General features: G+C 45.9%; 12 protein-coding genes and 1 pseudogene. 1 reads left to right on the top strand and 12 read right to left on the bottom strand.

Annotated elements, in window-relative coordinates; translation table 11 throughout:
- Window positions 1-12: 12 nt before the first annotated feature.
- The 10 genes and pseudogenes from MHUN_RS09125 to MHUN_RS09085 all read right to left on the bottom strand — a co-directional run bounded on the left by MHUN_RS09125 (window position 13) and on the right by MHUN_RS09085 (window position 9327).
- Window positions 13-2202 carry a DEAD/DEAH box helicase gene (locus tag MHUN_RS09125; protein ID WP_048067945.1) on the bottom strand — a complete coding sequence of 730 codons (2190 nt, stop codon included), beginning with the start codon at window positions 2200-2202 and terminating at the stop codon, window positions 13-15.
- A gap of 158 nt (window positions 2203-2360) precedes the next feature.
- Window positions 2361-2549 (bottom strand): annotated as a pseudogene (locus MHUN_RS20030) (type II toxin-antitoxin system HicA family toxin); the annotation flags it as partial.
- Window positions 2550-2594: 45 nt separating this feature from the next.
- Window positions 2595-2834: a type II toxin-antitoxin system HicB family antitoxin gene (locus MHUN_RS09120; protein WP_011448734.1), complete on the bottom strand. Its 240-nt coding sequence runs from the start codon at window positions 2832-2834 to the stop codon at window positions 2595-2597.
- 123 nt (window positions 2835-2957) lie between these two features.
- Window positions 2958-3338 (bottom strand): 4Fe-4S binding protein, encoded by a 381-nt coding sequence (locus tag MHUN_RS09115; RefSeq protein ID WP_011448733.1) that lies wholly within the window; start codon window positions 3336-3338, stop codon window positions 2958-2960.
- A gap of 5 nt (window positions 3339-3343) precedes the next feature.
- Window positions 3344-4423 carry a nickel-dependent hydrogenase large subunit gene (locus tag MHUN_RS09110; protein ID WP_011448732.1) on the bottom strand — a complete coding sequence of 360 codons (1080 nt, stop codon included), beginning with the start codon at window positions 4421-4423 and terminating at the stop codon, window positions 3344-3346.
- The gene (locus MHUN_RS09105; RefSeq protein WP_011448731.1) at window positions 4416-4805 is read right to left on the bottom strand and encodes an NADH-quinone oxidoreductase subunit C; all 390 of its coding nucleotides are present in this window, start codon (window positions 4803-4805) and stop codon (window positions 4416-4418) included. Before MHUN_RS09105 ends, MHUN_RS09110 begins: the two co-directional genes overlap by 8 nt.
- Window positions 4802-5248, bottom strand: a complete 447-nt coding sequence (locus MHUN_RS09100; RefSeq protein ID WP_011448730.1) for an NADH-quinone oxidoreductase subunit B family protein — start codon at window positions 5246-5248, stop codon at window positions 4802-4804. The genes MHUN_RS09105 and MHUN_RS09100 overlap by 4 nt, the downstream gene beginning before the upstream one ends.
- 5 nt (window positions 5249-5253) lie before the next feature.
- Entirely contained in the window at window positions 5254-6102 is an 849-nt protein-coding gene (locus MHUN_RS09095; RefSeq protein WP_011448729.1) for a respiratory chain complex I subunit 1 family protein, read from the bottom strand.
- A 5-nt stretch (window positions 6103-6107) separates the two neighbouring features.
- Complete coding sequence (locus tag MHUN_RS09090) at window positions 6108-8042, bottom strand: NADH-quinone oxidoreductase subunit 5 family protein (RefSeq protein ID WP_239441515.1); 1935 nt, start codon at window positions 8040-8042, stop codon at window positions 6108-6110.
- Between the two features lie 451 nt (window positions 8043-8493).
- On the bottom strand, window positions 8494-9327 hold the full coding sequence (locus MHUN_RS09085) for a nitroreductase family protein (RefSeq protein WP_011448727.1): 834 nt from the start codon (window positions 9325-9327) through the stop codon (window positions 8494-8496).
- A 272-nt stretch (window positions 9328-9599) separates the two neighbouring features.
- Here MHUN_RS09085 and MHUN_RS17575 point away from each other — a divergent pair, with 272 nt between their 5' ends.
- Complete coding sequence (locus tag MHUN_RS17575) at window positions 9600-12125, top strand: PAS domain S-box protein (RefSeq protein WP_011448726.1); 2526 nt, start codon at window positions 9600-9602, stop codon at window positions 12123-12125.
- Between the two features lie 39 nt (window positions 12126-12164).
- On the opposite strand, the gene MHUN_RS09075 is transcribed toward MHUN_RS17575, so the two are convergent.
- Entirely contained in the window at window positions 12165-12503 is a 339-nt protein-coding gene (locus tag MHUN_RS09075; RefSeq protein ID WP_011448725.1) for a cupin domain-containing protein, read from the bottom strand.
- Window positions 12504-12505: 2 nt separating this feature from the next.
- Window positions 12506-13189 carry an NAD(P)/FAD-dependent oxidoreductase gene (locus tag MHUN_RS09070; RefSeq protein WP_011448724.1) on the bottom strand — a complete coding sequence of 228 codons (684 nt, stop codon included), beginning with the start codon at window positions 13187-13189 and terminating at the stop codon, window positions 12506-12508.
- Window position 13190: the final 1 nt, after the last annotated feature.

Here is a 13190-nt window from a genome sequence, read left to right as displayed (position 1 = left end):
GTGCAACACCCTCTAGTGGGGCTGTAATTTCCGTGCCTCTGCCCGTTCCATATCTTGCCGTATCTTCTGAACCATGCTGACATCCATGGCATTGGAGACAAGAGCTCGTTCCTCGATCAGTTTCTTGAGGTGATCATGGTCAAGAGCTGCTTCGACGACCTTGTTCAGTTTTGCACGAATCTCTGGCTGGTCACCATATCGAATAGCCTCGATCAACAGATCACGAAGCGGTTGATCATTAAAAGTCAGACTCCCCAGCACATCAAAGACCTGACCTCCCAGAGCTTCCCGTTCAATATTCAATTTTTCGAGCAGTCGCTTCCACACTTCACCCTCCCTGGTCTCTGCCGCTACAAGGTTCCAGAGATGACAGACCTCAGTCTGCCCAATACGGTGAATCCTGCCAAACCGCTGTTCAAGCCGGTTCGGATTCCAGGGGAGATCATAATTGACCATCAGATGAGCACGTTGAAGGTTGATACCTTCCCCGGCAGCGTCCGTAGCAATAAGGATGAGGACTTCTTTATCCTGGGTAAATGCCTGTTCAGCATTCTTTCTCTGTTCCCTCCCCAAACCTCCATGAATAACAACAACTGCTTCTTCCCTTCCGATAAGTGCCCGGATCTTTTCAGTCAGATAATTCAGCGTATCCCGATGTTCAGTAAAAATGATCAATTTTCTCCGGGAACCATGAACATCGAACATCTCCTGATCACCCTGCAATATTGCGGAGAGTTCTTCCCATTTTTTATCAGAACCGGATTGTTTGACCCGGAGTGCCAGTTCTTCGAGAGTTTGAAGAGTTTCTATCTCAATCTTCAGTTCCTCAATCGTCCGGGCTGCAGATGCACGGTCTACCAACTGCTCTTCTATCTGTTCAAGTTCTTCGTCAGGGGCATCTTCAAGTTCATCGATATCATCCCGACTCATTTCAGGGATTGATCGACTGATATCCGGGCGATCGGCACCACGCTGGAGAAGTCTTTCCTCCCGGAGACGGTCCTGGAGTCGTTCACGCCTTCTCCGAAGAGATTGATAGATAGCTTCAGGGGAAGATGCCAGACGACGTTGAAGGATAGTAAGGGCAAATCCAATTGTCCCTCTTCGTCCCTCGTTTTCTATGCTATCAGCACGGTTGAATTCCTCCCTGACATACTCAGTAACACGACGGTATAGCTCAGCCTCGATGGTTGAAAGGGTGTAATTTGCGGTATATGCCCGACGTTCAGGAAAGAGAGGAGTCCCATCAAATTTGAGGAGTTGTTCTTTCAGCAGTCTCCTCATGAGATCAGAGGGATCTGAAAGGTGGACGCCATCCCTGAACTTCCCTTCAAACCTATCACCGTCAAGGAGTCGAAGAAAGAGCTGAAAGTCTTCTTCTTTCCCATTGTGAGGAGTTGCCGTCATGAGCAGAAAATGCCGGGTAACTCCGGAGAGTAGTTCCCCAAGCCGGTATCGTTTTGTAAACCTGGCCTCTCCCCCGAAAAAGCTGGCACTCATTTTATGGGCTTCATCACAGATGACCAGATCCCAATCTGTAACCCGTAATTTTTCCTGAACATCCTCATTTCGGGAGAGTTTGTCAAGGCGACAGATGGCAAGAGGGTTTTCTAAAAACCAGTTACCGGTTCTGGCTGCCTCATAATTGTCATTTGTCATGATCTCAAACGGGATGCTGAACTTTCTATCCATCTCATCCTGCCACTGCTCGACAAGATTTCCTGGACAAACGATCAGGCATCGTTGAAGATCACCTCTGGCAATTAATTCCTTGATGAGAAGACCGGCCATGATGGTCTTTCCAGCACCTGGATCATCTGCCAGTAAAAACCTGAGTGGTTGTCGGGTGATCATCTCCTCATATACGGCGGTAATCTGGTGAGGAAGGGGTTCGACGAGGGAGGTATGAATAGCAAGGAGGGGATCAAAGAGATGAGCAAGATGTATTCTCCTGGCTTCTGCAGCCATCCGGAATAGATCCGAGTCTCCCAGAAAACTCCAGGGTCTCCCTTCAGTCTCAATTTCAAACTCTGATTCATTATCCCGATATAAGAGACGGTTATCTGCCCGGCCTGAAGAATCTTCATAGGTGAGTTTAAGTGAGTCCTTCCCATACCATTTCACACTGGTTACCGTAACCAGTGATGAGGGGAGGATGCCTCTGACTATTGCACCTGGCTCTAGATCTTCAAGTTTCCCCATTACATACAGTTTGGTCTATAATGGATAATAAGTTTCGAAATTGAGCGTTTCGAGAATTACATTAAAATTGGTTAAAAAAGATCCAGTCCCGGTAAATCCCAACTGTTTTAAGAAACCATATCCGGCCATCTATTCGTTATTATTTGATTATATCTCTCTCACTGATTCAGAAAATCCACGAATTCTTCTCTTTCCATCCGGGCTTGCTTCATAATTGACAAAAGGGTTCCAATCGGAATAGGATCACGTTTTGGAATTATTATGAGGATTTTTGTCCCGTTAGACTCCTTGTACAGGGCGAGATGACTCCCCTTACCTTGATATGGTGCTTCTTGAAAACCAATTTTTTTAAACTTTTTTTATTAAGGTATTTGATGAAACCTATGGTAACTTCACGCTGCTTCAACCTCTATCACCGAGGTAAATTTTTCTGATGAGGTTATTGAAGGGAGAGCATCTGTTAAGATTCCGAGAAACTCAGCATTTTTTAGCCAGAGATCAATCGCTTCACGGAGGTTATCAAGAGCTTCCTTTGGGGTGTCACCACAGGATGCAACTTCGATTTCCACACATTTTGAAACGTAGACTCCCTCCTCTTCCCAAATTAGGGTTGTAAATTGATATCTTTTCATCTGGCAGTCCTCAATTGTTCTCTCTCATATATTCTCTTTCCTGATTTTAAACTTGTCAGGGGAGAAAATTGAATATATTATCTGGCTTATTAGTTCAGAATTTCTCAAAAAAAATTATAAAAATTAACTTGATACTGGTTCTCCCTGCCCCTCTTTCTTATCAGGTTCAGGCCCGGTTACAGAAACAATCGTTGCTGATGTCGTCGGCGGAAGATACGTCTGCTCAATGGATAAACAATCTTTCGGACAGTAACTCACACAGCACCCACAGATAACACACTGAAACTGGTTTAACCTCCAGGTCCGGTCAGGTTTGCTGACTTCAATGGCATCAGCAGGACAATGCATCTTACACAGACCACAGAAGATACAATCATCAATATTGATAACAAGGTGACCACGGGTTACCGGCGTCATCTTTGCCGGCTGGTATGGATATCTGATGGTTGCAGGTCCTTTGACAAGGTTTTTGAGGACGGTCAGGGCCATAACTCCTACTTTCATGAGAATCACCGCTCCATACAGCCGATACAGGGATCAATTGTCAGCACGATAACCGGAACATCGGCTAGTTCACATCCGGCCAGCATATGGACAAGAGCAGGAACATTGGCAAGCGTTGGGGTTCTGACCCGGTGACGGAGCAGGTTTTTCTTCCCGTTCGCTTTCACATAGTGGATAACTTCTCCCCGTGGCTGCTCTGCCCGTGCATAATATTCACCGGACGGGTTGCCTTTGACTGGTGCCAGGATATCACCGGCAGGGATCCGGTCAATAGCGTTCTCTATGAGATCCAGCGATGTGAAGAGTTCCTCTGCTCTCACCAGACAACGGGCATGACAGTCAGCCTCATTTCTGACAACCGGTTTGAAATCAAGTTCATCATAGGCACCATAACCGGTGGATCGTGCATCAACGGCATATCCACTGCCCCTGATAACCGGACCAACTGCCCCAAGATCCCATGCCTTATCCTTCGGGAGTATACCAATTCCTTTGGTCCTCGTCTGAACCGTCAGATCTTCATCAAAGATACGGGTCAGTTCTGTAAAGTCATCCCGTAAACCTGGGATTTCACACTCAATCCGCTTCAGCTCTGCTGCATCCATATCCCTGCTGACACCACCGACACGGTTCACTCCCTGGATGACCCGACCTCCGGTTGTCCGCTCCAACACATCAAGAATCTTCTCCCTGACTTTCCAGCAGTTCATAAAGAGGTTTTCATACCCTATGCCGTCTGCAAAACATCCAAGCCAGAGGAGATGACTGTGCATACGGGAGTATTCTGACCATATTGCCCGAAGAAACTCAGCACGTCTGGGAATTTCAATTCCCATAATCTGTTCTACTCCCTGGCAATAGGTAGCTCCATGGATGAAACTGCAGATACCGCAAATGCGTTCGGATATGAAGACATAGTCCTTGTAATCACGCTTTTCCACAAGTTTTTCAAGACCACGGTGGACATACCCGATGGAGGGAATTGCCTCAACGACCCGCTCATCCTCCAAGACGAGGTCAAGATGAATGGGCTCAGGAAGGACCGGGTGCTGAGGTCCGAACGGGACGATAATCTGTTTACTCATGCTGGCCCTCCGGTTTCTTTTTCACAACCGAAATCTGTGGCGATCCAAAGGGGTGGGGAATACTGGTCCTGATAAAGGTACCTTTGTAATCGATTGCTATCCCGCTGAAAGGAATTCCAAAGAGATCTGCAATTTCATTCTCGTACACGAATGCGGCAAGATAAATCCTTGAGATACTGGGGATTGGTTTTTCAGTGGAAGCAGGGATCCGAAGGTGAATCAGTGTCAGATCCTTGTCAAAACTATAGGTCACTTCAAAAGCATCCCCTTCCGATGCACAACTGATCTGGACCAGGCGATATCCGTCATCATGAAATGAATGAACCTGGTGAATGAGTTCCTCCACTGCGATGGTCTTGATTGTCTGTTGTGGCTGCTTCATGCGACTCCCTCCGCTCCTGCTTTCATCGCACTCCGTTTTTGTTCAAGTATCCCCAGAGCCTGCACGATACCATCAATGATTGACTCAGGCCTTGCTGCACACCCGGGGACATAGACATCAACCGGGATGACTGTTGCAACACCCCCTGAAATATTGTAGCATTCTCTGAATACTCCCCCGGAGCATGCACAGATCCCAACCGCAACAACAACCTTCGGATGAGGCATCTGCTCATAGATGTTCAGCACAACTTCTTTGTTTATCTCATTGACACCACCGGTTATGACGAATATATCAGCATGTTTTGGGTTTCCAGTGTTGAGAATCCCAAACCGCTCTACATCATAGAGTGGAGTCAGACAGGCCAGTACCTCAATATCACAGCCATTACAGCTTGAGGCATCATAATGAATTATCCAGGGTGATTTCTGTAGGTATGACATGATTCTCACATAATTGAAAGGGCAAAGATATTTCCGGCTCCGGCAACAAGGGTGACAAACCAGGCACTGGTCATGGCATCCTGCCAGCGGACTCTTGATGTGCAGTTATCGACCAGAATCTCAAGGATCATGATGATTGCTATTGCAGCCACACACAGGATCAGATTATCCCCAAAGAATAACCAGATAAACCCGAGCATCACGACAAGTTCATAGATATGGGCAAGTTCGACCATTGCAAGGGTCCAGCCTGAAAACTCGGTCGTACTTCCCTTTACGAGTTCCTGGTGTGCATGATGTGAGGTTGCCAGATCAAAGGGTGATTTCCTCAGTTTAAACGTTAATATATAGATAAATCCGAGAAATACGCCCGGTAGAAGCAGTATGGGAAGACCAGGATGGTTTGCCATATCACCAATCAGGAATGAACCATTCACCTGGTAAAGTCCGATGGCTGCGATGATGATCATCGGTTCGACAGCCATCAGCTGGATAAGTTCCCGCTCAGCTCCGATATGAGCATAGGGCGAGTACGATACATAGGCACCAAGCACCAGGAAGACATGGCCAAGGGTAAAGGCGAATATGACCAGTAAGATGTCCCCTCCGGCAAAGAAGAGTGCCCCGGTGAATATGATGAATATGAGATAGCAGAAGATGAAAAAGCTTTGTGCTCCCCATACTGCGACCTGTTTCTTCTGGAATAATTTGCGGATATCATACCAGGGCTGGAGAACCGGCGGTCCGACTCTCCCCTGCATCCGTGCAGTCAATATCCGGTCCAGCCCGGTGATGAGTATGCCGACAACCGGTGCAAGAATGATAAACAATGCTGCTGCAATGAACGGATCCATGGAATTCACAGGCCACCTCCGATAATAAGAATATTGAGAAGCAGGACTATCAGGAAGATACCCATCCCCACACTGATTCGGGAGAGACGTTCTTCACCAAATATCCGCTCAAGATAGTAATTTGAGAGTGCTATTTCCCGGTTTATCCCACAACTACCCATGAATGCAGTGCTCCGTCCCTCCGGAATACCACACAGGTATCGGGGAACCCGTCGTGCTGAATGCGTGAACCGGGCGAGAGAAAACGGCATAATGAGCACTAAAAAGAGCATCATGAACATGATCTCGATATTGCTCAGTGAGATGAGATCCGTGACCGACTGATACATGGTTAGGAGCCAGGGTTCAATCAGGTACCATGAGATGATGGGAAACCCGAAACAGACTCCTATGGTAAGTGCTGAGAGAATATAGAGAATGTTCTTTTCAGATCTTGGGATATGGGATTCGTCTTTTGTCTGTGGTTCTCCGACGGCGATGAGTTTCCCCATCCATTTTGCCCAGAAAAAGGCGGTAATCCCGCTGCCATACGCGATGATGATAACCAGGAGGATACCATATGGAGGAACTGATTCCACAAAGGCATGGAGGGATGCCCATTTCGAGATGAGCATTCCAAACGGTGCCAGAAACATGCCGGCAATTCCTATCAGGATAATCATGGTAATCCGGGGCATCCTGGTGACAAGACCGTTCATGTCTTCAATATCTCTGCTATGAATCTGGTGCTCCACCGTTCCAACCGAGAGGAAGAGCAGGGATTTTGCAATAGCATGGAAGACGATCAGAAGGATTGCAGCCCAGAGTGCCTCTGCAGTTCCGACACCACAACATGCAACAATCAGTCCCAGATTTGCAATAGTTGAATACGCAAGGACCTTTTTTGCATTGCTCTGTGAAATGGCAATGGCGGATGCAGCAAGGAACGTGATTCCCCCGATAAGCGCAATAAGGATCCCTACAATCTGTCCTTCAAAGACCGGGGCGAACCGTGCAATAATATAGACCCCTGCTTTTACCATGGTACTTGAGTGAAGAAGGGCTGAAACCGGGGTTGGTGCAACCATTGCTCCGACAAGCCATGATGAAAAGGGGAATTGTGCAGATTTTGCAAGTCCTGCAATGGCTATGAGTCCTGCGGGAATAAGGGCAATACCGGGTCCTGCAGTTACCAGTTCATGAAGTCCGATATATTGTGATCCCTGGCCTAGGAAAATTACCAGGAACGCAACCGGAATACATGCTCCTCCGACCAGATTGAAGAGCAGAGCCCTGAAAGCATTCTTTACCGCTTCATCCGTCTCCGGATATCTGATAAGCAGGAATGAACAGAGTGTGGTTATTTCCCAGAAGAAAAACAGCCAGAGAAGGTTATTTGAGAAGACCACTCCGAACATTGCCGAAAGGAAGAGGAACATGATTCCGAAGAACCTGGGCCTCTTATCCGGACGGTCCGGATGCTCTGCATGATATTCTCGCATGTATCCAAGAGCATATACACAGATAAGGCCTCCAATGACTCCGATAATGGCAGCCATGATTCCTGAAAGTTGATCTGAAAATAATTCAGGAATATGGGCATGGTCTGCGAGTGCCAGATATTCGACGGCACACAGGAGAATAAGCTGCAGGATGGTGATGCCGGTTACCAGATACTGCCGTGCTTTCAGACTGACAAAGATGATATACCCGCTAATGAGGATATCACCAATAAATATGAGTATACCAATCATATCGACCGGAACAGAGTGGTATACTGCCTGGGTGGTGATACTGTCTGCAAGGGTAATGAGAGAAGCAATCCCAACCAGGACTGCTCCACTTATAACTGCCGCTCTTCTGAAATTCTCGCCCTGAATGAGTGTCAAAAGGCCAGCCATCAGAAGAGGAAAGAGTATCAGGAAGATGAGCAGTTCCATGTATGTATCGTTTGAGAGCATGGATATTTATCATTATTTATCATGACAGTTGGTAGGAATCAAGATGAATACAAAGGTAATTTATGTGTTTTTATTTTAATTCGAAACGAAAGAAGAGACCATTCGTGAATTGTCGATGTTTTTATTCCCCGTTATGCGTAAAAGGCCCCATCTTACAAAATGTTCTGCTCTAGAGAATTTGTGTCGAGAAAATTTAGCTAAATTGCTGTTATTTCAGGAAAATAAATTTTATTTGATACGCTCAATAATTACATATGCACGCAGAAAAAATTATGGTTAATTCTTGATTCAATTACGATGATCTACGATTATGTTGTTTTTATAGAGGGGTGCTATTCTGGTCTGATGCCGGAGTGTAATTCTATAGGGGTATGTTCCAAAAAGTGGATAGCGTGGCTCTATTTGAATGTCGATCATTTTCAATTATGGTATGAATAACATACATGGAAATTCACCCGTTCCATCGAATCCTCGCTGGTTCCCGTGGGGGGATGGCATAGTGCCGTAAAGCCGGATACCCGATGAGAAGAACCGTTTGAGGGATGGTGCCTTCGGGAAGATCCATTACAGACCTGACTTCCGGAGACCATTCTGCTGCCCGTTTTATTATCCCGGCCCAGCAGGTTCCAAGACCATATGCCATAGATGTCAGCTCAAGGTAACTGGTTGCAATTATGGCATCGGTTGGTGCTGTAGGGTCACTGGCTCCTGAGTATGTCATGAGAAGATGGGGAGCCCCATGCGTGATAAGGTCCCTTCCTTTCTCCCACTCCCTGGTAATATAGGGAAATGATGAACCAATAGCAAACTCATGAAGTCTTTGTTCTTCTATCATCCGGTTCATCCATGAGATGATTGCTGATCCAACAGACCCCACAATGCTGGTATCATAGATGACCTGCCAGTGGACGGTCTGAAGGTTCATTGCTGATGGAGCATACCTGACGATATCAAACAGATTTTCAAAAACCTCTCGGGGAATGACTTTTTTCAGGTACTGTCTGGTTGACCTGCGGGAGGTAACAAGGGTTTTGATCTGGTCTGGAGTAACCGGCTTTTCAGACAGCACGGGTACAATTTGTCTTTCTCCAAAACCGGACAATTGTATTGCAGATGAAGGACAGAATACAATACAATGACCGCACCGGCTGCAGGGAGGAGCATGCGGATTCAGACCCGGAGATCCGGATTCATCGCTTATTATAATGGAAAACATACAGACTTTACCGCATATTCCACAGGCTGTACAGGCTTCTCTGTTAATAAGTACCGGAGGCTGATACATACTCGTTCCTTGTCCTGGTGTGTCTGATCACTCTCACGAACTGGTAGAATGATGAAGAATGGCTATAATCAGAGGGTATTCCCCTTACATCTGATCTCTCTGATCTCATCCGGGTTCCTGAAAGGTATTGAAATGATTCTCATATTCAAAAGAGATCAAAAGATGACCTCACAGAAAAAACCACTTTTCATGGGATTTTTAGGGTATCTTTATTATGGTTGATGAGACATATTGGGTGATATCAGTAGATAAAAATATTGCAACGGGCATGTATGATCTCTCTCCTCTGTGTTGGTGACGGGAAAGGACCCTTGAGCAGGTATATACAAATCCTGAGTCAAAGCCCAAATATATCCTTGGATTTTTCTCTGACTTATCATGAGACCCTTTCAAAGTTAAAATCCGTATCATATGATGGGGTTCTCGCGGCATATCATCTTCCAGAGATGAATGGTATTGATCTCCTCCATCATGTCAGGGAATTATTCGGAGATCTACCTTTCATCCTCTACACAGGAGCAGAAAAAGAGGATATTGCGAACGATGCCCTCTCGTATGGGGCAGATCTCTGTCTGACGGATTATATTGATATCCGGTTTGAACGAACACGGCTTATCCATGTTATCAATCGCATTATAGAAGGCAGAGAGATAAAACAGGCTTTACAGAAAAGTATTGCCCAGCTGTACCATGCTGAGTATATTGCCGGGCTGGGTCACTGGACATATGATCCAGATTCAGGAATGATATTAGCATCACTTGGTGCCCAGGTGATAATCGGCTGCAATACTGAAAAGATTACCATTGATGACCTCCTCAATGTGCTTCTCATAAAAGACAGGTCCCGTTTTAGTGCATCCCTTCAGGATTTTATTCTTCGAAAACGAACCTTAAATGAAGAATGTAAAATACGAAGACCGACAGATAATGCCCTTATAGACGTCCATTTTATCGCAGAATATGATCCTGCATCTCATACCGTTTTTGGAATAATCCAGGATATTACCGGAAGGAAAAAGATAGAGCGTGCACTTCGTCTGAGTGAATCCAAGTTCAGGATGCTTGTTGAAAATATTAACGATGTCATCTTTTCTGTAAATCCGAAAGGCCAGATCGCCTATTTTAGTCCTGCAGGTGAGCGGTTATTTGGATACCGCTCTGCTGATCTTGCTGGAAGGTTCTTTCTGGATATGGTGTATGAAGAGGATCGCCCGGCTATTCTGAAGAGGTTTGAGGAAATGGAAAAGGGAGTATTGAAACCATTGGAATGGCGACTTATAAAAAAGGACGGATCGTTATCCTGGGTCAGAACCTCAACACGACCGGTTACAGATACCGGTGGGAACCTGAAATATTTTGGTGTTATTACTGATATTACCAGAGAGAAAGAAGCATATGCTGCATTGATTGAGAGCGAGGAAAAATACCGGTCACTGGTGAGTTATTCACTTGAAGGAATTGTAATTCTTGATTTTGAAGGGAAGCTCTTATTTGCAAACATAGCTGCACTCCACCTTGTAGGGGTTTCGGACCCGGCCCTTCTTTCAGGTGTAAATGTTATGGATTTCATCGCCCCGGAATCGCGGGATCAGGTTCTTCAGGATCTCTCACGGGTCCGGGAAGGAATCGATCCATTCATTGCAGAGTATCAGATCTGTACCATTCATGGAGAGAAGATATGGGTTGAATGTGTCGGGAAACTGATCCGGTATGAGGGTCAGGATGCGGATCTTCTTTCAATTCGTGATGTATCTGATCGGAAAGCTGCAGAAGAGGAGCTAAAGGCAAGTGAAGAGCGGTTCAGATCGTTCGTTGAATATGCGTATGATATTGTCTACTCACTTACCCCCGATGGAGTATTTACGTACATCTCACCAAACTGGGCTGATGTGCTGGGCCATAATACACAGGAGATTATCGGGAGTTCATATACAAATATTGTTCACCCTGACGATATTGGGGCGACAAGCCAGTTCCTGGAGACAATAATCAGTACCGGGCAAAAGATGGGAGGGGTTGAATACCGGGTCAGGCATAAGGATGGTTCATGGAAATGGCATGTATCAAGCGTAACTCTGGTTAGAAATCCTGACGGGACTCCGAAGGCATTTTTAGGAATTGCCCATGATATCACCGAACGAAAAAAGTCAGAGGAGGCACTATTTCAGGCAAACCGTCAGCTCAACCTGCTCAGTTCGATTACCCGCCATGACATTTTAAACCAGATTAATGCCATTTTTATCTATCTTGATGCGATGAAGGCTATGGCCCATGATCAGAGAATCGACGAGTTTATTGAGAATATCATGGCATGTACGGAAAAAATCCAGTCTCACATAGAATTTACCAAAACCTATGAGGGTCTTGGGTTGCATGAACCTGAATGGCAGGCTCTGATACATTGTATTCAAGAAACTCATCTGCCAGAGTCTATTCGGATTATTCTCGATCTTCCTGATGTCTACCTCTATGCAGATCAGATGCTCTCCAGGGTATTCCTGAACCTTATAGATAATTCTATCAGGCATGGAAAAACGGTCACTTCAATTCATATATCTGCACAGAGATCCGGTGATGAGTTCCTTATTACGTATGCCGATGACGGCGTTGGTATACCTCTGGAATGTAAAGAAAAAATTTTTGAGCGGGGATTTGGGAATAATACCGGGCTTGGATTATTTCTAGTACGGGAGATCCTTGCACTTACCGGAATTTCTATTATCGAACGAGGGCAGGAAGGGCAGGGAGCCTTATTTGAGATCCGGGTACCGAAAGGTGGATGGAGGATTGTGAAATAACAGGCCGTTCATACTGCACCCTTTGAAAAGATGGTACGGTCAGAGTAATTTCGTCTCTTCTATTGGTTTTGGGACTTTAACAACAAGGACTCTGAAAATTTCAGTACTCTGGTTAATCCACCGGTGAGGAATCCTTGCCGGGCTTTCCACCAGCATATCCTTTGTTACCTCTGATCGCTCATCTCCAATCTCAACGATTCCTGTCCCTTCAAGGACATAAAAGAAGACATCGACCGGAGTAATATGTTTTTTCAGTGATTCTCCCGGCTTAAGGGTGATGACCACCGCCATTGCATGCGGAGAGTCATAGATCTTTCTGGCATCCACGTGGTGTGGATTTGGTCCTGAAACAACCTGTGCTACGTCGGTTATGATCATGGTTACACCTTGTCCAGATGTATGTAAGGGATCATAGAGAGCAGCTCTGACTTTAATGTATCGATCCCGATACGTTCCATGAATCGGGCAGTCCGTTCCTGGGTTTCTCCGTTTTTTTGATAAAATTCAAGCAGGCGTCCAACCAGATCGCATGCTTCACTATCAGACAAACCATATGCTATCGGGTCGGCGAACCTTGGCTTTTTTCCCCCATTTCCTCCAAAAAGGACAATCCATCCCCTGGTGGTTCCGATAAGCCCGATATCACGGAGATGACTTTCACTACAGCATCGTTGACATCCCGATACCCCGATCTTAACTTTTGCCGGGAATTTTTTATCCTGAACACAGGCCTCAATTTTGGCTGCAAGGCCAATTGAATCCTGTGATCCCCACTTACAGCTCTCTATGCCAAGACAAGCCTGGACAAATTTCACACCTGGCCCAAGGTCTGGCCTTCCGAGTGTTCCAAGTTCTTTCATTACCGAATCAACATTATCAGCGGGTATTCCAGCAAGAATCATCCGCTGTCCTGAGGTAATTTTCATGATTGGAATGTGGAATCTTCTCCCGACTGCGGCGATACGTTCAAGATCCTCAGGGGTTACTATACCAGAGGGGGTATGGGTCATAATCCCGTATGTTTTTCCATCCCGCTGCAGAATGGCTCCGGTTACCTTTTTCATA

This window comes from Methanospirillum hungatei JF-1 (assembly GCF_000013445.1).
Classification (GTDB): domain Archaea; phylum Halobacteriota; class Methanomicrobia; order Methanomicrobiales; family Methanospirillaceae; genus Methanospirillum; species Methanospirillum hungatei.
The sequence above is the reverse complement of the archived record's forward strand: the minus strand, read 5'-3'. Positions and strand labels throughout refer to the sequence as shown.